This window comes from Erythrobacter sp. S227 (genome assembly GCF_057364925.1).
The window spans coordinates 267,646-290,382 of record NZ_CP200280.1; the positions used below are offsets into that span (position 1 = coordinate 267,646).

General features: G+C 58.7%; 20 protein-coding genes and 1 tRNA gene. 10 read left to right on the plus strand and 11 right to left on the minus strand.

Going from position 1 to position 22,737, the window contains the following annotated elements; genetic code table 11:
* Nucleotides 1–79 precede the first annotated feature (79 nt).
* Nucleotides 80–535, plus strand: coding sequence for a hypothetical protein (locus AC0V6Q_RS01175; protein WP_486166616.1), 456 nt, complete (start codon nt 80–82; stop codon nt 533–535).
* Here the strand turns inward: AC0V6Q_RS01175 and AC0V6Q_RS01180 are convergent, their stop codons facing one another.
* Nucleotides 536–1,750: a glycosyltransferase family 4 protein gene (locus AC0V6Q_RS01180; protein WP_486166617.1), complete on the minus strand. Its 1,215-nt coding sequence runs from the start codon at nt 1,748–1,750 to the stop codon at nt 536–538.
* 151 nt (nt 1,751–1,901) lie between these two features.
* Here AC0V6Q_RS01180 and AC0V6Q_RS01185 point away from each other — a divergent pair, with 151 nt between their 5' ends.
* The 3 genes from AC0V6Q_RS01185 to AC0V6Q_RS01195 all read left to right on the plus strand — a co-directional run bounded on the left by AC0V6Q_RS01185 (nt 1,902) and on the right by AC0V6Q_RS01195 (nt 6,012).
* On the plus strand, nt 1,902–3,080 hold the full coding sequence (locus AC0V6Q_RS01185; RefSeq protein WP_486166618.1) for a phosphoserine transaminase: 1,179 nt from the start codon (nt 1,902–1,904) through the stop codon (nt 3,078–3,080).
* Between the two features lie 113 nt (nt 3,081–3,193).
* Nucleotides 3,194–4,777, plus strand: coding sequence for a phosphoglycerate dehydrogenase (serA, locus tag AC0V6Q_RS01190; protein WP_486166619.1), 1,584 nt, complete (start codon nt 3,194–3,196; stop codon nt 4,775–4,777).
* A 128-nt stretch (nt 4,778–4,905) separates the two neighbouring features.
* Nucleotides 4,906–6,012 carry an ATP phosphoribosyltransferase regulatory subunit gene (locus AC0V6Q_RS01195; protein ID WP_486166620.1) on the plus strand — a complete coding sequence of 369 codons (1,107 nt, stop codon included), beginning with the start codon at nt 4,906–4,908 and terminating at the stop codon, nt 6,010–6,012.
* A 2-nt stretch (nt 6,013–6,014) separates the two neighbouring features.
* Here the strand turns inward: AC0V6Q_RS01195 and AC0V6Q_RS01200 are convergent, their stop codons facing one another.
* Nucleotides 6,015–7,115: an alpha/beta hydrolase gene (locus AC0V6Q_RS01200; protein ID WP_486166621.1), complete on the minus strand. Its 1,101-nt coding sequence runs from the start codon at nt 7,113–7,115 to the stop codon at nt 6,015–6,017.
* Between the two features lie 270 nt (nt 7,116–7,385).
* On the opposite strand from AC0V6Q_RS01200, the gene AC0V6Q_RS01205 reads away from it, so the two are divergent.
* The 3 genes from AC0V6Q_RS01205 (at nt 7,386) to AC0V6Q_RS01215 (ending at nt 11,195) form a co-directional block, all read left to right on the plus strand.
* Entirely contained in the window at nt 7,386–9,101 is a 1,716-nt protein-coding gene (locus tag AC0V6Q_RS01205) for a hypothetical protein (RefSeq protein WP_486166622.1), read from the plus strand.
* A gap of 105 nt (nt 9,102–9,206) precedes the next feature.
* Nucleotides 9,207–10,496: an adenylosuccinate synthase gene (locus AC0V6Q_RS01210; protein WP_486166623.1), complete on the plus strand. Its 1,290-nt coding sequence runs from the start codon at nt 9,207–9,209 to the stop codon at nt 10,494–10,496.
* Between the two features lie 108 nt (nt 10,497–10,604).
* Entirely contained in the window at nt 10,605–11,195 is a 591-nt protein-coding gene (locus AC0V6Q_RS01215; protein ID WP_486166624.1) for a L,D-transpeptidase family protein, read from the plus strand.
* Nucleotides 11,196–11,205: 10 nt separating this feature from the next.
* Here the strand turns inward: AC0V6Q_RS01215 and AC0V6Q_RS01220 are convergent, their stop codons facing one another.
* Nucleotides 11,206–11,580 (minus strand): DUF6768 family protein, encoded by a 375-nt coding sequence (locus AC0V6Q_RS01220; protein WP_486166625.1) that lies wholly within the window; start codon nt 11,578–11,580, stop codon nt 11,206–11,208.
* Nucleotides 11,577–12,170, minus strand: coding sequence for an RNA polymerase sigma factor (locus AC0V6Q_RS01225; protein WP_486166626.1), 594 nt, complete (start codon nt 12,168–12,170; stop codon nt 11,577–11,579). The genes AC0V6Q_RS01220 and AC0V6Q_RS01225 overlap by 4 nt, the downstream gene beginning before the upstream one ends.
* A 129-nt stretch (nt 12,171–12,299) precedes the next feature.
* Here AC0V6Q_RS01225 and AC0V6Q_RS01230 point away from each other — a divergent pair, with 129 nt between their 5' ends.
* Complete coding sequence (locus AC0V6Q_RS01230; RefSeq protein ID WP_486166627.1) at nt 12,300–13,313, plus strand: MarR family transcriptional regulator; 1,014 nt, start codon at nt 12,300–12,302, stop codon at nt 13,311–13,313.
* Between the two features lie 99 nt (nt 13,314–13,412).
* On the opposite strand, the gene AC0V6Q_RS01235 is transcribed toward AC0V6Q_RS01230, so the two are convergent.
* Genes AC0V6Q_RS01235 through argH form a run of 4 tightly spaced genes read right to left on the minus strand, consistent with a single transcriptional unit; the run spans nt 13,413 to nt 17,138 of the window.
* Complete coding sequence (locus AC0V6Q_RS01235; RefSeq protein WP_486166628.1) at nt 13,413–14,228, minus strand: precorrin-2 dehydrogenase/sirohydrochlorin ferrochelatase family protein; 816 nt, start codon at nt 14,226–14,228, stop codon at nt 13,413–13,415.
* A 10-nt stretch (nt 14,229–14,238) separates the two neighbouring features.
* On the minus strand, nt 14,239–15,498 hold the full coding sequence (gene lysA, locus AC0V6Q_RS01240; protein WP_486166629.1) for a diaminopimelate decarboxylase: 1,260 nt from the start codon (nt 15,496–15,498) through the stop codon (nt 14,239–14,241).
* 15 nt (nt 15,499–15,513) lie between these two features.
* Nucleotides 15,514–15,762, minus strand: a complete 249-nt coding sequence (locus AC0V6Q_RS01245) for a hypothetical protein (protein WP_486166630.1) — start codon at nt 15,760–15,762, stop codon at nt 15,514–15,516.
* A complete protein-coding gene (gene argH, locus AC0V6Q_RS01250) occupies nt 15,762–17,138 on the minus strand; it encodes an argininosuccinate lyase (RefSeq protein ID WP_486169217.1) in 1,377 nt (458 codons plus the stop codon). Before argH ends, AC0V6Q_RS01245 begins: the two co-directional genes overlap by 1 nt.
* 34 nt (nt 17,139–17,172) lie before the next feature.
* Here argH and AC0V6Q_RS01255 point away from each other — a divergent pair, with 34 nt between their 5' ends.
* Complete coding sequence (locus AC0V6Q_RS01255) at nt 17,173–17,778, plus strand: TlpA family protein disulfide reductase (RefSeq protein WP_486166631.1); 606 nt, start codon at nt 17,173–17,175, stop codon at nt 17,776–17,778.
* Here AC0V6Q_RS01255 and AC0V6Q_RS01260 read toward each other — a convergent pair.
* From AC0V6Q_RS01260 to AC0V6Q_RS01270, 3 genes are all read right to left on the minus strand, one after another.
* Entirely contained in the window at nt 17,730–18,980 is a 1,251-nt protein-coding gene (locus AC0V6Q_RS01260; RefSeq protein WP_486166632.1) for an FAD-dependent oxidoreductase, read from the minus strand. The two genes, AC0V6Q_RS01255 and AC0V6Q_RS01260, sit on opposite strands and share 49 nt — an antisense overlap.
* Nucleotides 18,981–19,094: 114 nt before the next feature.
* A tRNA-Val gene (locus AC0V6Q_RS01265) sits at nt 19,095–19,170 on the minus strand.
* Nucleotides 19,171–19,280: 110 nt separating this feature from the next.
* Nucleotides 19,281–21,449 (minus strand): S46 family peptidase, encoded by a 2,169-nt coding sequence (locus AC0V6Q_RS01270; RefSeq protein WP_486166633.1) that lies wholly within the window; start codon nt 21,447–21,449, stop codon nt 19,281–19,283.
* A 154-nt stretch (nt 21,450–21,603) separates the two neighbouring features.
* Here AC0V6Q_RS01270 and AC0V6Q_RS01275 point away from each other — a divergent pair, with 154 nt between their 5' ends.
* Nucleotides 21,604–22,731 (plus strand): iron-containing alcohol dehydrogenase, encoded by a 1,128-nt coding sequence (locus AC0V6Q_RS01275; RefSeq protein WP_486166634.1) that lies wholly within the window; start codon nt 21,604–21,606, stop codon nt 22,729–22,731.
* Nucleotides 22,732–22,737 lie beyond the last annotated feature (6 nt).

The following is a 22,737-nucleotide window of genomic DNA, read 5'->3' on the forward strand; positions in this document are numbered from 1 at the left end:
GGGCATCAATTTGCCCTTGAGGCTGTAAAGGTTTACCCCTCTTCTTGGACGAAATACGTTTCAAGAGGAGGGGAAACTCATGGAAACGACCTTGAATGCCGGCACCGGTGCTGGCGCAAAAACACCATGGCATCTTTGGGTGGTAGGAGCGGTCAGCCTGCTTTGGAACAGCGGCGGCGCGATCAGTTACACCACAACCAAGCTGGGCATGCTCGAGGGAAGCGGTATCCCTGCTGAACAAATCGAATATCTCTCCAACATCCCGGCATGGGCAAGCGCGTTCTGGGCCTTGGGCGTATGGGGATGTTTGCTTGGATCAGCCGCTCTGCTTTTGCGCAGCCGTTTTGCGACCATGCTATTCGGCATATCGCTGGTGGGCCTGATGGGGCTGACCGTTTATCAGCGGCTGCTTTCCGATCTGCCCGCATCTTATCAGACCATGGGACACAGCCTCTTTGCCGCTTTGATTTGGGTGATTACCATCGCGCTGTTCATCTATGCACGGCGTCAGCATGTGAACGGCGTGCTGAAGTAATCATACTCGGGCGAGGGCTGCCTGCTCTGCCATTTGCAAGGCGCGGCGGTCCTCTACCAGCCTCACATATGTGTCGGCAACGATGCTGTTGATCGCTTCCCAACTGTAATCGAGACTGCGTTTTTCGCCCGCCTCTCCGTGAGCTCGGCGAAGCTCTCCATCGGTGCAATAGGGGGCAATCGCTTCGGCCAGGGCTTCGCTGCAAGGCGTCTCTGCCCCCTTTTTACCGATCAGAGGGATAAGCCGGCCTGTCTCGCCATCTGTGACAAGGCTGGATGCGCCCGTTGCGCCCGCGGCGACGACCGGCAATCCGCAAGCCATCGCCTCCAGCGTGACATTGCCAAAGGTTTCGGTGACGCTGGGGTTGAAAAAGATATCGCCGCTGGCCAGCGCCTGACCAAGGTCAGCGCCCGTTTTAAACCCTGCGAAGATCCCGCCGGGAAGCGCGTTTTCAAACCATTCGCGCGCCGGGCCATCGCCAATGACGAGCACTTTGTGTGGGACCTGGCGCTTGCGCAACTGGATGATGGTCTCGGCAAAAACGTCGAGCCCTTTTTCCATGACCAGCCGCCCAAGAAACACGATCGCCACGTCATCATCGGCAAGCCCGAGGCTGCGCCGCCATTCAAGATCGCGCTTTTGCGAGGCAAAAACTGTCCGGTCCACCCCGCGCGACCAAAGCCCGATATCGTCGTGCATCTTCATCGCCAGAAGTTCGTCAATCATGCTTTGCGAAGGGGCAACCAAGGCATCACAGCGATTGTAGAAACGGCGCAAAATCTTGACCACGAGCGGTTCAAGAAAGGCCAGTCCATAGTAACGCGGATATGTTTCAAACCGCGTGTGGACCGAAGACAACACCGGAATATCATATTCCTGCGCCCACCGAAGCGCGGCGTGGCCTGCAGGATCGGGCGAGGCGATGTGGACAATATTGGGCTCGAACTTCACGAGGTCGCGCTTGACCTTTCTGCCAAGGCGAAGGGGTAGACGATATTCGCCGCGCCCTTTTACCGGCATGCGCACATTGGGCACGTGAACCAGATCGCCCGTGGGTTCAAAATCGGGTTCTGCGACGGTGGGTGAATAGACGCGCACCTTTGCGCCCTTGCTCAAAAGGGTGGAGACCAGACGGTTCAAAGCCTGATTCGCCCCGTCGCGGGTGTAATTGTAGTTGCCGCTGAACAGGGCAATGCGGAGGTCGGAAATTTGCATGTGTGACTTTATCTAGGGGATTCAGCGCGGCGTTACCACACTCCACCAATTCTGCACCAATCTTCATTGACAGGAAATGTGTGGTCTCTAAACGCGGCTTCGGGCCACGCGGTCCCAACGCCGCGCGAGCTCTCTGTAAGGAGAGAATACAATGACTGACTACGCACGTGGGCTCTTGCACGAGCCGCCGCTCAAACCTGAGCGCCCCCAATTTTCTTCCGGTCCTACGGTTAAATTCCCAGGCTGGTCTCTCGACAAGCTGAAAACAGATTCGCTCGGTCGCTCGCACCGTTCAGCGTATGCCAAAGGTCGCCTGAAATATGCGATTGATCTGACGCGCGAACTGCTCGGCGTTCCAGACGATTACCTTATCGGCATCATGCCAGCATCCGACACCGGCGCTCTCGAAGCGGCGATGTGGACGATGCTTGATCCTGCGCGCCCGGCATCGGTCGCTGCGTGGGAAAGCTTTGGCAATGTCTGGATTCAGGATGCGGTAAAGCAGTTGAAACTGCCAAACCTGCAAACGCTGACCGCCGATTACGGCGAGATCCCCGATCTTTCCACCATCCCGCAGGACAATGATGTCGTCTTCACCTGGAACGGCACGACGTCAGGCGCAATGATCCCCGATACCGACTGGTTGGAGCCGGGCCGCAAAGGCATCACCATCAACGATGCCACATCTGCTATCTTCGCGATGGAGATGGATTGGGCGAAGCTCGATGCGACGACGTTCTCGTGGCAGAAAGTCATGGGTTCAGAGGCGCAGCACGGCATGCTTATCCTCTCACCTAAGGCGGTTGAGCGGATCGAAAGCTATGACCCTGAGTGGCCGCTGCCCAAGCTCTTCCGCCTGAAAAAAGGCGATAAGATCAACCGCGCCATCTTTGAAGGCGCGACCATCAACACGCCCTCGCTGCTTGCCACCGAAGATTACATCGCGGCGCTTGAATGGGCGAAGTCCATTGGCGGGCGGGAAGCTTTGTTTGAGCGGGCGAACACCAATGCCGACATCGTCAAGAACTGGATTGAAGCCAAACCTTGGCTGAAGAATATGGTCGCTGACCCGGCAAAGCGCACCAACACCGGCGTATGCATGCAGTTTACTGGTGAATGGTACGACAGCCTGTCTGCTGAAGATCAGGCGGCTGTGCCTAAGAACATCGTCAAGATGCTCGAAGAGCGTCACGTTGGCTACGACTTCAATGGCTACCGCGATGCTCCGCCTTCGCTTCGTATCTGGTGCGGCGGCACGGTCGAGGCAGAGGACATCTCGCGCCTTCTGCCCTGGATCGAATGGGCCTACGAAGCCGTCAAGAACGGCTGATTTGAGGATTTTGAGTGATCCTGGCTAAGGCTGGGATCACCAACCCCTCCCATTCCCAATTTCCCAGTTTCCCAATTCTATGACCAGCGTGTCGCTGGAGCGATGAGGTTATCATGACCAAACCCAAAGTACTTATTTCCGACAAGATGGACCCCAATGCGGCCCGCATTTTCGAAGAGCGCGGCTGCGAAGTCGATGTAATCACTGGTGAAACACCAGAGGAGCTGAAGGCGCGCATCGGCGAATATCACGGCCTTGCGATCCGGTCTTCAACCACCGTGACCAGGGAAATCCTTGATGCGGCCACCAATCTCAAAGTGATTGGCCGCGCTGGTATCGGGGTCGACAATGTCGATATTCCCTATGCGTCTGGCAAAGGCGTCGTGGTGATGAACACGCCTTTTGGTAACTCGATCACCACCGCCGAGCATGCGATTGCGATGATGATGGCGCTGGCTCGCCAAATTCCGGCAGCAAACATCGGCACACAGGCCGGCACCTGGCCCAAGAAGGACTTCATGGGCGTCGAAGTCACCGGCAAGACTTTTGGTCTGATCGGCGCAGGCAACATCGGCTCGATCGCTGCGAGCCGCGCGCAAGGTCTCAAGATGAAAGTGATCGCCTACGATCCCTTCCTCACCGAAGACCGCGCAGTGGAACTGGGCATCGAAAAGGTCGATCTCGATACGCTGCTGCAACGTGCCGACTTCGTGTCGCTGCACACGCCGCTGACCGATGAGACCCGCAATATCCTGAGCCGGGAACGCCTCGAAGGCGCGCGTCCGGGCATTCGCATCATCAACTGTGCACGCGGCGGCTTGATCGACGAGGCAGCGCTCAAAGACTGCCTCGAAAGCGGCCATGTGGCCGGCGCTGCGCTGGATGTGTTTGCGGAAGAACCGGCAAAGGAAAACCCGCTGTTCGGCGCGCCAAACTTCATCTGTACCCCGCACTTGGGCGCCAGCACCACCGAGGCGCAGGTCAATGTGGCGTTGCAAGTGGCCGAGCAACTCAGCGACTACCTCGTCAATGGCGGCGTCACCAACGCCCTCAACATGCCGAGCCTCAGCGCCGAAGAAGCGCCCAAGCTCAAGCCTTACATGGCTTTGGCAGAGGGTCTGGGCTCACTGGTTGGTCAACTGGCGCGCGGCAATCTCACCAAGATCAGCATCGAGCGCGAAGGCGCAGCGGCTGAACTCAATGGTAAGCCCATCACGGGCGCTGTGCTCGCAGGCTTTATGCGCCGGTATTCCGACACGGTGAACATGGTCAACGCGCCATACCTTGCCAAGGAACGCGGCCTTGAAGTCTCCGAAATCCGCCAGAACCGCGACGGCGCGTTCAACACGCTGATCCGCGTCTCGGTCGAAACCGATCAGGGCACACGCTCGGTTGCTGGCACGCTGTTCGGCAATGAAGCACCGCGACTGGTTGAAATCTTCGGCATCGGGATCGAAGCGGAATTGAAGGGCCACATGCTTTACATCGTCAATGACGATAAGCCGGGCTTTATCGGCCGCATCGGTACGCTTTTGGGCAGCCATGGCATCAACATCGGTACCTTCAACCTTGGTCGCCGCGATGCAGGCGGTGAGGCCGTGCTGCTGCTCAGCCTTGACGAGGCGCTTGCACCAGAGGTTGTTGCAGAAGCCGAAGGCCTTGAAGGCGTGAAACTGGTGAAGGGCCTGTCTTTCTGAACTTGCGCTAGGCCCACCCCCAACCCCTCCCGCATGTGGGTGGGGAGCGAAACTTGGAAGCTTGCTTTCCAGTTGCAGCGGGGTGGGCATTGCCTGCATTCGAAACTTGCCCTAGCTCGCGCAACGCTATGACTAAAAACACCGACCTCCTGCCCGAAGGCCTCGAAGATCGCTTGCCCCAAAGCGCTGCGCGGATCACCACCGCCATGCGTGCTTGCCTGGATGCTCTCGATTCTCACGGTTATGATCGTGTGCGCCCGCCTTTGCTGGAATTTGAAAGCTCTTTGGCGAGCCGGATGGAGGGTGTTCGCACGCGGGGCATGTTTCGGATGATTGATCCGGTGAGCCTGCGCACCCTTGCGCTTCGTAGCGACATCACCCCGCAAATCGGGCGTATCGCTGCCACCAGCATGAAGGATTCAGCCCGCCCGCTTCGCCTTGCCTATTGCGGAGACACGGCACTCATCAAGGCAAATCAGTTGAACCCGGCACGCGAGCGTTTGCAATTGGGCGCCGAATTGATCGGCGCAGATACGGTCGAGGCCGCTGCGGAAAGCGTGCTGACCGCGATTGCGGCGCTTGAAGCGGCGGGGGTCACCGGCATTTCGGTTGATTTCACCATGCCCGATCTGGTCCAGACCTTGCTTCGAGGTGATGGAACGGTTGATGAAGAGACCACAGATGCCATCCGGCGCGAGCTCGACACAAAGGATGCCGGCGGATTGAAAGCGGCTGGTGGTGAGGCGTTTCTCCCGCTCCTTTACGCAACGGGCCCCATCGACAAAGCTCTATCGCAATTGCGCGAGTTCGACGGCGAGGGCGCATTGACGACCCGGCTTGACGGCCTTGCCGCGATTGCTGCGCGTATCGGCGACAGCGCCCGCGTTACGCTCGACCCGACAGAGCGGCACGGGTTCGAATATCAAAGCTGGTTCGGGTTCACCCTCTATGCCGAGGGTCTTCACGGCGCGATTGGCCGGGGCGGGACCTATAAAATCGGCGGAACTGACGAAGCGGCGACCGGCTTTACGCTTTATCTCAACGCTCTGGCACAAATCGCGCCTCAGCCTGAGCCAGTGCGGGTGGTATTCTTGCCCTTTGGCTATGACACCAAGGCCGCAGAGGGCCTGCGCGCGCAAGGGTGGCGTACAAAGGCCCAGCTTAGCGATAGCGATGATCCGGCCGCTCTTGGGTGTAGCCACCTCCTTAAATCTGGTGAGCCGACACCGCTTTAAGTTTATTCCAACGCGGTTTTCAGGAACTCGTCTATCATCTCGGTTTGGGCGGTTCCCGGCGGCGCCCCGATATCACGCTTCATGCGCCGGTGATCGGTGTTCGCAATCGCTACAGCGTTTGCCGATGAACCTGCCTGGGTCAGGGCTTTAACAAGATTTTGTGATTGTGAGCGGGCAATTTCCCGCTCTTCAGCGTAAAGCGCGAGCCAATGCGGCGCATCTTCTCCGCCAACATGGGTGATGGGGGACAGAGCCGCGTGCCTTTCCGCGTCATTTCCAAAGGCGGCGAAGTACAGCTGCCAGGCTCTTGGGCTGGCCGCCTCCATGTTTGCGGCAACGTCATAGCCAGCGCCATCAAGCAGGATCACGCCCTTGATCGAGCCAAACGCATCGCCTGCATATTGCGGGTCTGACGCGACCAAAGCGGCAAGGTGAGCCCCTGCGCTATGCCCCATCAGGACAATGCGGGATGGGTCAACGCCAATGGTACTGGCTTGCCCCACCAATGCCTGAACCGCAGCGCCGATGTCTTTGGCCTGATCCTCGACAGAGACGTTTGGTACAAGCCTGTATCCGGCAGAGGCGAAAATGTAGCCTGCATCGGTGAAGTGGGAAGGCTGTGACTGGAGGTTTCTCCTGTCTCCCATCGACCAGCCGCCCCCGTGGATGAACACGATTGCGGGTCGTTCATTGATCGCGTCTCGGGGCGCGTAAAGGTCGACCTGCTGGCGCTGGCTCTGGCCATAGACAACCGAACCAGCAGCGAGCCTCGCGTTGCGATACGCGTCTTGCCCGCGCTGCGCGTTCTCGGTGTTTGCTTGATTGTTACCCTGATTTTGGCCCTGATCTTGGCGACGCTTGGACACCCGCTCGCGAATTGTGTCAGCGCAGCTTTCCGAAAGCTCTCCAAATCGTTCTTGGAGGCATTGGCGGATTTTGCTCCGATCATTGCCGCAAAGTTCGCGGATCTCCTGACGGCATTCACGTGGCATCCGCTCTTGCTGCTGGGCGAAAATCGGGGTCGCTATCAAACCTGCAATCAGTGCTGCACTGAAACCGCGGCCCAGAAGACCTAGTCCTCTCGAAGTCAAAAATTCCGGCATAGGGGCTCCTCAATGTGGCGTTTGTCACAACTGGCTTTTTGGCTCTGACTTTTCGCTGTGCTGCACACTGCAAGCGATGCTCTTACCCGTTTTCCGAGCAAATGTGGGTCGCAATTTGTATCAGGTGTTAACGCTGTGTCGCGTTTTTCAATGTGTCGTTTGGCCTCGCCGGAAATTTCGAGTGCTTAAGCCGGGATCAAGCTGTTATTCAGGCTGAAAAGCCTATACGCTCATGCCAATGACAACATTTATGCGTGCAAGGCGGCGTCTATGATCTCTCTTCGAGCAACTCTCTTGGCTTGTACCGGTTGCTTTGCGGCCGCCGCCAACCCTGCATTTGCCGCAGTTGATGAATATTCGGTTGAGCCATCGCAGCGTCTTCAGATCAATCTTGATGTGTGCTCTGCTGAAAGCCAGCTTGCGGTTCGCGGCGATACCGGTACCGATCTCGATTTTGAGGTTGCCGGACCGGACGGCGATACGCTTTTGTCAGATACCGGGATCGACGATTACATCAGCCTTGTCCTCGAAAACGAGAGCGAAGGCTGCGCCCAGTTCAACCTTTATGTCTCGAACCTTGGTGAAGAGAAGAACGATCTGACCGTTGTGCTGACGCCGGTTGTCGAAGGCTCCACGAGAGTGAAGAAGTTCCTCGTTCAAGGCGAAAGCACCGAGACGCACAGCTTCAAAGCCTGCGGCACCTCTGCCCGGGTCAGCGCGCGCGGCGATGGCGACACCGACCTCGATTTTATTATCCGCAATTCTGATGGCGGCATTGTGCATGAAGATGACGGTACGACTGACGAAACCAGCGCACAGCTTGCCGGACTGCTTTCAGATTGCGAAACCTTTGAGCTTGAGGTCACTAATCTTGGCGCTGTCTACAATGCGATGATGCTCGTGGTTGAGCCAGAAGGTTATGACCAGTCAGAATTCTCGGGGACCGCGCCTACCACCACTCTTGCCGCAACCACTGCGACCGATGGCTCGGAAAGCGGCGGCGATCTGCGCACGGTCGAGGCAGAGGGCAGCGGGCCCGGCGAATATACGGCGAGCGCGAACACGCGGCTGCTCCTTGACCTGTCAGTATGCGGCACACGCCGGCTTGAGGTGCGCGGGAGCGGGGCAACCGACCTCGATTTCGTCCTCTCCGATAGTGACGGCGATGAAATCCACTCTGACCTTGATCTGACCGATGTGACTTTCAAGACCCTTGAAGGGCCTCCGCAGTGCGAGACTTATAACCTCGCGGTCAGCAACCTTGGTGAGACAGACAACGCTTTCGATGTGGCTCTGATCGATCCTGCAACCCGTGTCGGCGAAATCGGCGAGGGCGACTATCTGATCCGCGGCAACACTTCGACAAAGGTTGGGCTGCAAATCTGCGGCAAGACCAAGATCAGCGCGCGTGGCGGCGGCGACACTGACCTTGATTTCGACGTGACCGATGGCACGGGCAGTTCCGTGCATTCGGACTACGGCCTGACCGATACGACCGAATTCACCATCGATCCGCAAGGGACCTGCAAGGATTACCAGATCAGCGTCAGCAACCTTGGCGACACCGGAAACACGCTGACGGTTGCCTTCGGTAAAGACGGTGCAACTGCCGATCCGCGCAAGCAGGACGGACCATTTATCGCTGGGCCAACCCGTCCATCATCGGCGATTGCGCGCCCTGGGCCAGCCATCGGTTTTCGCAAAGGGCTCCCCGGCTCTGCAGAAGCGCTTAATCGCAAGGTTGCGCTCTACAACAACACGGGCGAGGCGCTGGTCAGCATGTACTGGTCCAATTCCGCGACGCTCGGCTGGGGCGTAGACAAGCTTGCCGAAACCTCGCTTGCCAGAGGCCAGCAATGGAATGTCGAAGTCACGGACGGCTCTGCGGCCTGTATTTTCGATTTCCGCGCTGTCACCGAGAGCGATCGCGAGATCGAGGTGGGGCAGGTCAACGTCTGCGAAACGGGCACGGTGATGTTCGAATAAAGGCGTTTAATGCGTTCATTGCCCGCTTGCCCTTGAGCGCGTGAGCGCTTAGGCCCGCGCGCGCACAACAGACTCGTTTTTCCGACATAGAAAGCTTGAAACAGCATGGCCAACGTCACCGTGATTGGCGCCCAATGGGGCGATGAAGGCAAAGGCAAGATCGTCGATTGGCTGGCGTCGCGCGCCGATGCCGTTGTCCGTTTTCAGGGCGGCCATAACGCGGGCCACACTCTCGTGATTGATGGCGAGGTCTATAAGCTCTCTCTCCTGCCATCAGGCATTGTGTCTGGCACGATGAGCATGATCGGCAACGGCGTGGTCCTCGACCCTTGGGCCTTGCGCGATGAGATCGCCAAGCTTGAAAGTCAGGGCGTCGAAATTACCGCCGATAATCTGGCGGTTGCAGACAATTGCCCGCTGATCCTGCCGCTGCACCGTGATCTGGATGCACTTCGTGAAGGCGCTGCGGGCAAAGGCAAGATCGGCACCACCGGACGCGGGATCGGCCCCGCTTACGAAGACAAGGTCGGCCGCCGAGCAATCCGGGTCTGTGACCTTGCCCATCTCGACAGTCTGGAGCCTCAATTGGACCGTCTGTGCGCCCACCACGACGCGCTGCGCGCAGGCTTTGACCAGCCGCCAGTGGACCGTGAGGCACTCCTTGAAGAATTGCGCGATGTTGCCGATTTCGTGCTCCGGTTTGCGCAGCCTGTCTGGAAGCGCTTGAAGAAAGTGCGCAAGGCGGGCGCGAAAATCCTGTTCGAGGGCGCGCAAGGCGTTCTGCTTGATGTCGATCACGGCACCTATCCGTTCGTCACCAGTTCCAACACGGTAAGCGGTACAGCCGCCAGCGGAAGCGGGCTTGGCCCCAATTCAACCGGTTTCGTGCTGGGGATTGTAAAGGCCTACACCACCCGCGTTGGCAGCGGCCCGTTCCCGACCGAGCTTGATGACGAAATCGGACAAGGCATCGGTGAGCGCGGCCATGAGTTTGGCACCGTTACCGGACGTCAACGCCGTGTTGGCTGGTTCGATGCGGTACTGGTGCGGCAAACCTGCTCGGTTTCTGGCGTCACCGGCATTGCGCTAACCAAGATCGACGTTCTCGACGGGCTGGAAACGGTCAAAATCTGCACCGGCTATCGCTTGCATGGCAATGTCTATGACTATTTACCCAGCCACGCCGCCGAACAGGCTGCGGTTGAGCCGATCTATGAAGAGATGGAAGGCTGGTCCGAAAGCACCGTCGGCGCGCGCAGCTACGCCGATCTTCCTGCCAATGCGATCAAATATATTCAGCGCGTTCAAGAGCTCATTGAATGCCCTGTGGCGCTGGTCTCGACCAGTCCGGAGCGCGACGATACGATCCTTATGCGCGATCCGTTCGTCGACTAATACCGGGCATTCTTTCTATCGGGCCACTTTTCTAAAAGAGTCCTTAGCTGGGACATGCGATAACAGCCCCAATTGCGGGCGAGGCGCAGTCGGGTTAAACCTTGGGGCATGCTTCGCTTCATTGCCCTTGCGCTGACATTTTTGCTCGCCTCATGCGCGGGACAGGCTCCGTCTGGCGATCTTGGTTCTGCTGCACGGGGCCCTGCATCCGAAGCATCCACCGCCACCCGTGGGAACGCGACCCGTTCTATCGAGAGACGCAACCAATCGCGTTTTGGCCCGATTGCCGACTACCTGATCGTCGATAAGTCAGAACGGCTTCTGGTCGCTTACGAGAACGGTAAGCCTATCCGTGCGTACCGCGGCCTTCAGTTTGGCGATGCACCCCGTGGGCACAAACGCTTCCAAGGGGATGAGCGCACTCCGGAAGGCGTCTATCGGATCGACTGGCGCAATCCGCAAAGCAGCTATCACCTGTCTTTGCGCATCTCCTATCCCAACTCCAATGACCGCGCCTTTGCCTCGCAATATGGCCGGTCACCGGGCGGTGATATCTTTATCCATGGACAGCCCAACGGCCTTCTATCGGGCCGCATGCGCGGTGACTGGACCGACGGGTGCATCGCGCTCTCCAACGAAGAGATCGAAGAGCTGTGGCGGATCGTGCCCGACGGCACACCCATCGAAATCCGGCCCTAACCAAGACGCACTAGCCGCGCTCCTCGCCAAGCAGGGCGACCTGAACTTGCAGCCGTTTTATCTCGCCAAGCAAAGTCAGCATAGTCATGCGCGCAAACATCCATTCTTTGAGGAAGCCTTGCATGATCAACAGCCCGATCGTGGTCAGCCCCCATCCCAGAATGGCATCTGTCGTGTCGGCAGTAACGGCGCGGTAAAAGCAATAGGCGAGCCCGATGCCAATCGCGATTGCAATCACGAATGCAAATCGCGCCCACCACGCAAGCGGGCCGTGCATCGAATCGCCGATCTGCTGGAACATTCCGCGATTCTCCTCGAGGCTTGCGAGGAACGCGTGATCGTCCTGATCGAGGGCCGCTGTGATCCTTTCATCCGGGCTGGTCATAATCTGTCTCCTTCTTGAAATGGTGTAAGCGCCGCTTTCAACTTGCAGCGGGCATGGAATATTCGGCTTTTCGCGGTGCCTTCCGGAATCTGCTGCACCTGCGCGATCTCTGCGAGGGTTAGCCCTTCGACAAAGTGCAAATGCGCAGCCAGGCGTTGGTCGGGCGAAAGGCTTGCAAAGGCCTGGTTAATCGCTGCTCGCTCGGTAACGGTTTCGTGCGCCGCATTCGTTTCCGGTTGGATTTCAGTCATCGCATCTCGCTCGCGCAGGGATTTGCGGATATGATCTGATCCGCGCCGATGCAGGACTGCAAAGGCGTAGGACCGAAACCTCGAAGGATCACGCAGGCGTGCGAGACCCTTGAAGATCGCCAACCAGCATTCCTGCGCAAGGTCGAGCGCTGCCTCTTCTTCCATCCCGTAACGCCGCGCAGCGCGCGCCAGACGCGCATTCCACCTCTGATAAAGTCTGTCGGCGGCGCGCCGGTCACCCTTTTGCGCCATGGTCACAAGCAATTCGTCATACAGCGCCGCAGAATTTGGCTGCGAAGCCTTGTGGCGATTGCCGATTGCAGGCGTGGACTTGGTCATCAATTATGTAGTCGTCCCAAGGGTGCAGATGGTTCAAATTCTACCTGAAAAAATCACTGCAGAGGTAATAATCTTGACTTGATCTCTATTTGTTCTAATCTTGTTCTATTCCAACAAGAGGGCGAGTCGATGCTCAATACAGACACCGCGATCGAAGACTTTTCTTATGATACCCGCGAAGATGCTATCGGGCATGATGCTTCGGGACTACCTGCAAGGGTCGCGATTTATGCCGACCGGGCACGCATGCGCAGCGAGATTGAAGAAGATTTGTCTGGCGCGGGGTTCCGGACTGTTGAAGGCGGAAAACTGTCCGATTTGCTCGATGGTCCCATCACCCTTCTGGGCGATGTGGTCATGGTGGATTGCCCGCAAGTGGGCGCTGCCACTCTCGCGGCGCTTGTCCGGCTTGATATGCGCGTGGCGAGTGCAGGGGCGCATCTGATTGTGACAACCTCGCTTGAGGCGCTCGACAGTGTGTTCAGCGCGCTTGATCAATCAGAGCCGCAAATCCTTGTCGGGCCCAGCCGTGCAGAGCGCCTCGTCGCCGTTGGCCGCACGCTCTCCCAGATCGGCAATGCCCGCGTCCGCGAAATGACCGAGGAAGACCGTTTGAGCCTGCTCTATCTCTCGCGCCAGGTGGATGCGATTGCGCTGGAGCTCGATAAACTCTCGGGCCCGCATGGCCAGTCACAGCAAGCGTCCAGCGCCAGGCTGTCTGATTTCAAGCAGGATTTTCGCGGGCCAGAGGCCAATCCGCTGCTTAACTCAAGGCCAGATACAGGATCCCCGTGCTTGCCTGACCCCGAGGTGGTGCGCGCTTTGATCGCGAGGCGTCAGGCGCGGGCAAAGTTTTTCGAAGGTGAACTGTTTGCCGATCCTGCGTGGGATATGATGCTCGATTTGACGGCGGCCGATGGCGAGAACCAGCGTGTGTCGGTGACCAGCCTGTGCATTGCGGCGATGGTCCCTGCGACAACCGCGCTTCGCTGGATCAAGCAATTGGTCGATTGCGGCGTGTTCCAACGTGTCGCAGACCCCAATGACAAACGCCGCGCCTTTATCGGTCTGTCCGATCAATCCCGCCAAGCCATGGCGCGCTATTTTGCGGAAGTTGGATCGCCCGGTCTGCAAACTGCTTGAGCCGCGATAGGTCCACCACCCCGCTATTCGAACAGGTGCGAGCCCTCTCATCCCCAACCGGGGGCTCGCACCAACCCGGGTTTACCGGCTTGCCTTGAATTAGCTGCTGCGAAGAACGACCGTGAGGCCGGTTTTATTAGCAAACGGGCAACGATCCCCGCGGCATTCGGGGCCTTTGTTGCAGGTGATGCGAACGGCGTCCGCTCTTGCCCGCGCAAGGATTTGCGATGAGATCTGCGGATCGGCGCACACTGTGTCGGCTTCCCCCAGCAACCGTGCCTGTTTGACGGTCAAGTCCTCGGGGTTATCGCTGGCAAGAGTGAATGCCTCGCTTTGAGCGCCAAACGCTTTTGCTTCGCCGCGCGCCCAATCCTCGACCCGTGCAGCGGAACCGGCGTTAAGCGCGTCCAGGGCCCCGCCTTCGCGTAAAGCTTCATCGAGGGCGCGGCGTCGTGCGGCGCCTTCGGGATAGGTTTTGCGCAAGGAGGGGCGAGCGGCGAACAGCCTGAGGGCCAATTCACCAAGGCTCTGCGGTAAAATCCGCTCAAGCCTCAAGCGCACATGTTTCGCGAGCCCGGCGGACGCCCCGCCAGTACCCACCGCGATCAATACCGGATTGCGATCAAGGATACTCGGCGTGGTAAAATCGCAAAGGTCCGGACGGTCCACGACGTTGACGATCATGCCAGCACAGCGAAGATTGATCGCGGCCACTTCGCACGCCTTTGCATCGTCATAGGCGACAAAGGCAATTCGCACGCCTTCATCAATGGCGCGTTGCTGGTCGTCTTCGATGATCCCGCCTGCTCGCTCGACCAGCCGCCGCTTGGGCTCCGCTGCTTCCCCATCGCCCAGCACCAAGATACTCTGGCCTTTGATGTTGTGGAACAGGGGAAGGCTGGCAAGCTCGCTCATTGTCGGCGTTCTAGGCGAGCCATTCAGGAACGCGCTCTGCGTCCATGATCGAGCTTGCATCGATGCGGTCGGCCACAACCGCAAACTTGTCCCCGTCGACCAGAACTTCCGCAACAAAGCCGCGCGAGTTGTAGGACGAGGCCATCGTCGCACCGTAAGCGCCCGCGGTTCGGAACACGGCCAGATCGCCCGCCACGAGCTTGTCGCAAAGCCGGCCCATTGCAAAGGTATCGCCGGTTTCGCAGATGGGTCCAACGATATTGGCGGTCATATCTGCGCCCGATGGCTCCACTGCGGTGAAGTCATGGTAAGCGCCGTAAAGGGCAGGGCGCGCAAGGTCGTTCATAGCGGCATCGACGATCACGAACGGGTCTTTGATCCCGCGCTTGACCCTGACCACGCGGGTAAGCAGCACGCCTGCATTGCCAGCGATCACACGGCCCGGTTCGAAAATGAGCTTTACGCCCCAATCCTTGGTCAGCCTCGCAACCATCTTGCCATATTCAGCTGGGCTGGGGAGTTCCTCGCCTTGTTTGTAAGGCACGCCAAGTCCGCCGCCCAAATCCACGTGAGTGATCGTATGGCCCGCTCCGCGAAGAGCCGCGACCAGTTCGCCAAGCTTGGAAAAAGCGTTTTCAAGCGGAGCAAGATCGGCAAGCTGGCTGCCGATGTGAACGGCGACACCGCGCAAATTGACGCCCTGCTCGCCGGCTAGTTTGCCGAAAATCTGCCCTGCCTCGCTTATGGGAACGCCGAATTTGTTGTCGGCTTTACCGGTGGAGATTTTATCATGTGTGCCCGCATCCACGTCTGGGTTGATCCGCAGCGTACAGCGCGCCTCCATCCCCAACTCGCGGGCGACTTCGGCAAGCTCGACGCCTTCTTCTTCGCTCTCGATGTTAAACTGACCGATGCCCGCTTCAAGCGCGGCGATCAGTTCTGCGCGGGTTTTCCCAACGCCGGAGAACACGACGTTTTCAGGGGCCATGCCAGCGGCCAAAGCGCGGCGCATTTCGCCGACCGATACAACATCCGCGCCATATCCCTGACGCTGCAACACTTTGAGGACTGAAAGGTTGGGATTAGCCTTCACCGCAAAGGCGATCAGCTTGTCCGGCACATCGTCCAAGGCCTCGCGAAAGACGCGGGCGTGCCGCTCCAGCGTGGCTCTGGAATAGACATAGACAGGTGTCCCCACTTCTTCCGCAATACGCGGCAGGGGTACGTCTTCGGCGTGCATGACGCCGTTTTTAATCGCAAAATGGTCCATCAGATCAGAGAGTTCTCAATCAGGGGGAAGGTCGAAGGGGTCGTCTTCGCGTTCTTCCGAACGGCGGCGCAGCTCCACGCTGCGTTCTGGCGCGGCGAGGGTAGGAAGCTGGAGCAATTGCTCTGCATCGGGCTCCTCGGCTTCTCCATAGGGGACAGGCGGCAGCTCATTGCTGGCAAGCGGTTCCAACGGCGCGCGCGCACCGCAAGCGGCGATTGCACCTGCGAGGCTAACGATCAAAACCGGTTTGAGTAGATTGGCCATCAGCCCTCCATTCCGAGCTCTTTTCGAGCCCGCTTCACCTGTGAACGTACTTGGTTCGGCGCGGTTCCGCCATAGCTTGATCGCGCAGCCACCGAAGCATCGACGGAAAGGGCGGCAAACACGCTTTCTTCGATCCGTTCATCAATCGCCTTGAGATCGGCCAGCGGCAGGGCGTCCAAGGCAACCCCGCGCGTCTCGGCCAGTTTGACAGCCGCGCCGGTGATATGGTGCGCCTCGCGAAAAGGGATGTCCGCTTGCACCACCAACCAATCGGCAAGATCGGTCGCAGTGGCGTAACCAAGCTCCGCTGCTTCGCGCATGCGGTCTGTGTTGAACGTGCTGTCGGCCACCATGCCGGTCATCGCCGCGATACACAGGTCAAGCAGGCCAGCGGCTTCGAAAACGGGCGGCTTGTCGTTTTGCATATCCTTGGAATAGGCGAGCGGCAGACCCTTCATCGAAATCATCAGCGATGTGACACAGCCCAAAATCCGCCCCGCGTGCCCCCGCACCAGTTCTGCGGCGTCCGGGTTCTTCTTTTGTGGCATGATCGAGCTGCCGGTCGAGAGCGTATCGGGCATCCGCACAAAGCCATAGGGCTGGCTCGCCCAGATGATGAGCTCCTCGGCCAAACGCGACAGGTGCAGCGAGCATTGGCTTGCCGCCATCAGATAATCGAGCGCAAAGTCGCGATCCGATACAGCATCAAGGCTGTTGTGGGTGGGCCCGTCAAAGCCCAGAGCCTTGGCCGTCATATCGCGGTCGATAGGAAAGCCTGTCCCTGCCAAAGCCGCGCTCCCCAAGGGACACAGCGCCAAGCGCCGCCGCGCATCGGCGAAGCGGTCGCGGTCGCGCGCGATCATTTCGTAATAGGCCATAAGGTGATGGCCCAGCGTCACGGGCTGGGCGGTTTGAAGGTGCGTAAAGCCCGGCATGATGGACGCTGCATTCTCGTCCGCTCGCGTCACCAGCGCAATTTGCAGAGCTTTGAGCCCATCATCCGCGCGGTCAATCGCATCACGCACCCACAGCTTGAAATCGGTCGCAACCTGGTCATTGCGGCTACGCGCGGTGTGCAGACGCCCCGCTGCTGGTCCGACAATTTCGGCGAGCCTGCTTTCGGTTGTCATATGAATGTCTTCAAGGTCCCAGTCTTCTGGAACCCCGTTGGTTTCATATTCGCCAGCGACCTGGTCGAGCCCCTCTGAAATGGTCCGGGCGTCTTCATCGGTCACGATTTTCTGAGCCGCCAGCATCGCGACATGGGCCTTTGATGCGGCGATATCCTGACGCCACAGAGCCTTGTCGAAGGGGATCGAGGCATTGATTTCGCGCATAATCGCGCTAGGTCCATCAGCGAACCGCCCGCCCCACATGGTATTGGATTGGGTGCTATTATTGGAAACGCTCATGATCCGCTCAATTGCTCTTATTGGTTTGGCTGCCGTGGCTCTGGCATCTTGCGATAGTGGGGCAGAGACGCCTGCGCAAGAAAGCGCTGCTTCTTCAGGTGAAAACGCCGCTCCGCCGCCTCCGCCCCAATTGCCGGGTCAGATTGTGCGCGCCTTTGCCGGGACCGAGCTTCCCGCGCTTGAATTCAGCGATCCCGAAGGCAACACGATCAATCTTGGCGAACTGGATACGCCGGTGCTGGTAAACCTGTGGGCGACGTGGTGCGTGCCGTGCGTGGTGGAGATGCCTGCGCTTGATCAGCTGGCCGCCGAGATGGAGGGCGAGGTCAAAGTGCTGACCATCAGCCAGGACAATCGCGGCGCAGAAGTCGTAGTGCCATTCTTCGCTCAGCGTGATTTTCGCTATCTGGAACAATGGCTTGACCCGCAAAACGATCTGGCTGTGGCGTTTAGCGATGGCGGGTTGCTGCCTGTGACGGTCCTGTTCGATGCTGAGGGCAAAGAGCTTTTGCGGGTTGCCGGCGGCTATGAATGGGACAGCGAGGAAGCGATTGCTCAGGTGCGCGAGGCCCTCGACTCTGGCTCAGATGAAAGCGCTTCATAGTCGGGTATGCTGAGGCCAAGCGGGGCGAGGGGGAAGCCAAAGAGCCCGCTCATCAATTGCGCCTGAATTTTTGAGATCGGCCAGATTTGCGACAAGGGCGCCATCAACCGGTCGCGCAGCATCGGGTGCCAGCTTGTGTCCGATTGATAGAGCGGGGTGAACAGCTTCGTCACCCATTGGTAGAGCCACACATGGTCATGCCGCCATGATACCGCGTGGCGCAGTTTTTCCGAAAGCGTGAGGCCATGCTCGAACCCGCGCGCCAATCCCCAGGCATCCAGAAGCGCCATATTCGCGCCTTGTCCCAATTGCGGGCTGGCCGAATGCCATGCGTCACCGATGGCAATCATCCGCTCCCTTGTGGGCGGATTTTGGGTCCGGTGCGAATAGCTGGCGAAGGTCAGTTGATCGCGCGCCGTGATCCGGTCGAGCAGTACTTCTGCCTCTGGCCAGAGGTTGTGCACATCCTCTTTCCAATCATCCAAAGGCGCATTCTGCCAAGCGGCAAAGTCCGAGCGTTTGAGCGACCAGAAGAATGCGACCTCTTCCTGAGATGCCCCTTTGCGGGTGCCGATGGGAAGGACGCCCACCATTTGCGCCGCGCGGCGATAGCGTTGTTCGAGCAGGTTTCCTGCAAAAGGATCATCGCTTGATGTCGGAAGGCTTGCCCAGATTGCGCCAAATTCCAAGTGACCCGGAGGGCTTGTGTCAAACACGCTTTGCCTGCCGCTTGCATCAACGATCAGGTCGTGTGGCTTCGTTGGCTCGCGCGTATCAAAGGTAAGGGCGCGACCTTCTTTCGTAAGCGTGCTGCCGGTAACAGCGTGGCCGGTTTCGATCCTTATGCCCTTGGCGAGCGCTTCTTCGTAGAGAATGCCAAACAGGCTGGACCTGTGGATGCCAATGCCAAAGGCACCGGCAACGCCGAGCTTGGAGTAGGGCGCATCAAGCACCGCCTTGCCGTGTTCTTCGAGCCCTAAAAGCCCGTCCACCCGCGCACCGCGCTTGAGAGTTTCCTTGGCCAAGCCCAATTGGTCCAGAACCGACAGGCCGCTTGGCTGGATCATCAGGCCAGAGCCGACCGGGCCCGGTTCATCAAACTGGTCGTAGATGGTGACATCGTGACCTTGTGCATCCAGCAAAATGGAAGCAGCAAGACCCGCAGGCCCGCATCCGGCGATAGCAATGGAATAGCTGTCCATGGCTCCCGGCATGACGCATGACTAAGCCCGCGCCAAGTGCGAATTTGTGCAATGTTGTTGAAGGGTTTGCCCGCATCTACCCCGTATGGGGTGAGACGGCGACTTTGCGGAGACTGGTGGGCGATGACAGGCTCGAACTGCCGACCCTCTCGGTGTAAACGAGATGCTCTACCAACTGAGCTAATCGCCCCAACCAGTGTTTCCAAAAACCAGCTTTTTGCTGATCGGAGCGCGCCCACTAAGGCGAAGCCGCGCTCCGGTCAAGACCAGTTTCGATGGTTTTTATGGAACGGGCGCTTTTTAACGCACCACATCCATTTCATCGATCAGGTTCTGGGCGCCATCGACCTTCTCCATCACCCACAGCATATAGCGCGAATCGACATGAATCGAACGCGTGGTGCGCGGGTCAAAGTCCCAGTCGGAATTGACGCTTTCAAATGTGCCATCGAACAACAGGCCCACAAGCTCTCCTTGCGCGTTAAGGGTCGCCGAGCCGCTGTTCCCGCCGGTCACGTCCAGATCAGACATGAAGTTCACAGGAACCGATCCGATGGAATCGAGCGCGTATGAACCGTAATCCTTGGCTGCGATCAGATCCAATTGGCTTTGCGGCGAATTGAATGGCTCTTCGCCGGTGTCCTTTTGCTTGATCCCTTCCAGAGTGGTGAAGGGCAGGTAGGCCATACCGTCAAAGGGCGATCCGCCCATGACATTGCCAAAGGTGATGCGCAGCGTGGAGTTAGCATCAGGGTAAGGCAGTGCGCCTTCCTCACGTTGCCACGCGGTGATTGCCTCCATGTATTGAGGGCGAAGCGCAAGCGCGCGTCCGGCACGTTCTTCGGCTTCATCCTCAAGACTGCGCTCATACTCATAAAGGGCAACCGCGAGCTTTACGAAGGGGTCTTCGCTTGCCTCGATCGTGGCGGCATCGGCGTCCATCATCGCAAGGCGCGTCTCGCTGTCGCCAAGAGTGGTGCCGTCATAAAAGCCGCTGAGGATTGCAGGCAGATCGTCGGCGGTGGTTTCCGCGGTTAGGCCCAGCGCCTCGTCAAACACTGCAACGCGTTCTTCGGCGGGTTGGCCAATGTAGCCTGTAAGGAACAGCACCCATTCCGCCATGTCGACTTCGGCATCATACCGCCGGTCGAGCGCCTGAAGTCCCTGACGAAAGAAGGTCATGTCGCGTTCCTGATAACCGGATTCGCGCTGGGCATTGGGAAGCTCGCGCTCTTTCGACAGGCGATAGAGGCGTTGTGCCGCGCCCAGAAGGGCAGGGCGCGTTGCGTTATTGTACCAGAAATTGGTGCGTGCAGCGGTGGCGCTTTCCTGGCTAAGCTCCGTCAGGGCCGCAATCGCAGGAGCGTATTCTGCGCGCGCTTCATCGGCTGCGATCCACTCAGCCAAGGCGGCTTCGCGTGTAGCCCGGCGCTCCACCAGACCAACACGGCGCGCGCCGTCGATCTGGCCGCGCAGGTTCTTTTCGAAGTTATTGAGGCCGGCAAGGCGGCTCTCATATTTGACACGCGCATCGGAACCGTCTGGTGCTGCCTCTTCGATCGTCTCGATCCACTGTGTCAAAAGCGTCTGGAACGTCGGGTAGGTCCAGCCAAATGTGTTCTCGACCTCGGCAAGCAAAGTGTAGCGATTGGTGGAGCCGGGATAGCCCGCAACCATCACAAAATCGCCATCATCAAGACCGGCAGCGTTTACCTTAAGGTGGTGTTCTGGCGCATAGGGGACGTTGGCTTCATCAAAGTCAGCGGCCGAGCCGTCTGGTGCAACATAAGCGCGGTAGAACGCGAAGTCGCCGGTGTGGCGTGGCCACTGCCAATTGTCGATGTCGCCGCCATATTTGCCGATGGAATCAGCGGGCGCGTAAACAAGGCGCACATCGCGCACTTCGAGGCGTTTGATGAGGGTGTATTGCGCCCCGCCGTAAAAGCTTGCGACAAGGCAGCGGAAACCGGGCTCGGCTTCGCATTCTGCAGTGATGTCCTTGCGGCGCTGGTCAATCGCTTCGTAACGCTCGGTCGCGCCCATCTCCAGCGTGCCTTCGCGCACGCGGTCGGTCACATCGGTCAGCTCTGTGGTGACATAAATCCGGCTGCCGGGCGCTGCGGGAAGCTCATCGACTTTGGTGCCTGCAAGAAAGCCGTTTTCGAGATAGTTGTTTTCAGCCGTCGAGTTGAATTGAACAGAGCCACGTGCGCAGTGGTGGTTGGTGACGACAAGCCCCTCTGGCGAAACAAAGCTTGCCGAGCATCCGCCAAGCGAAACCACCGCACCCATGGGAAATCCGGTGAGATCGGTGAGGTCAGCCGGGTCAAGCTCGAGGCCTGCTTCTTTAAGCTGTTCAGCAATATCAGGCAGTTGTTCAGGCGTGAACATGCCCTCTTTGGCGACAGCTGGAGCTGCAAGAGTGCTGCTTAAAAGCAGCGCCGCTGAAAGAAGTTTGGTGGCTTTCATGAAGTTTCCTCGTTTGGGAACAAAGTTGCTTGGATGTGGTGCTAAGGGCAAACCACGCGAGTTGCAATCCGCTTCCCCCAAAACACAAAAACCCGGTTGCCAAGGCGCAGCGGAACCCTCAAACATCTCGCCAAAGAGAAGAGAGGGATTACTCATGGCGCTCACAACGCTCACATATTTGACCACCACCCAATTCGGCTTTGGCGCGCTCGAGCTGCTGCCCAAGGAAATGGCCAACGCTGGCATCACCAAGCCGTTTATCGCGACTGACGCGGGGCTTGTGCAGGTTGGGATTGTCGACACGGTCAAAGCGGCGATGGGCGTCGATGCGGTTGTTTTTGACGAAACCCCCGGCAACCCCACCGAAGAAGCGGTGAAGAAAGCGCTGGCCTTGTTTGAGGCGGAAGGCTGCGACGGGATTATTGCGCTGGGTGGCGGTTCTTCGATGGATTTGGGCAAAGCGGTTGGCCTGCTTGCAGCATCTGGTGGCCCGCTTGAGCAATATGACCCGCTCCAAGGGGGCGCCAAGCACATCAAGGGCATGACGCCGCTGATCGCTGTGCCAACGACCTCTGGCACCGGCAGCGAGGTATCGGTTGGCTTTGTGATTATCCTTGAAGACGGGCGCAAGATGACTTTTGCCAGCCCGCATTTCATCCCCAAAGCCGCGATTTGCGACCCTGAGCTTACCATGGGCCTGCCCGCCATGATGACGGCGGCGACCGGCATGGATGCAATCACCCACTGTATCGAGGCGTTCCTGACGCCAAACGTCAATCCGCCTGCCGAAGGGGTGGCTCTGGATGGATTGTGGCGCGGAATGCAATACCTGCCGCGCGCTGTTAAAGACGGCTCGGACCGCGATGCGCGCTGGCATATGATGATGTGCTCAACCGAGGGCGCGTTTGCGTTTGTCAAAGGGCTGGGCGCGGTTCACGCGATGAGCCATGCGGCAGGCCGTATCCGTCGCCTCAACCCGCATCATGGTACGCTGAATGCGGTGTTCCTGCCCGAAGTGCTGCGCTTTAATGAAAGCGAATGCGAGGCGAAATATGTGCGCCTTCGCCAAGCCATGGGGCTGGAGCCAGGCGCAGATATTGCTCAGGCTATTGCGGACCTTAATGCGCAAATCGGTATCCCGAGCGGCCTTGCCGAGATGGGCATCGTCGAAGACGACATTGGAGAAATGGTTGAATATTCGCTCAAAGACCTTGCCGCACGCGGCAACCCGCGCCGCGCGTCAACTGAGGACTTTGAGGCGATGATTAGAGCCTCTATGTAAGAGGCC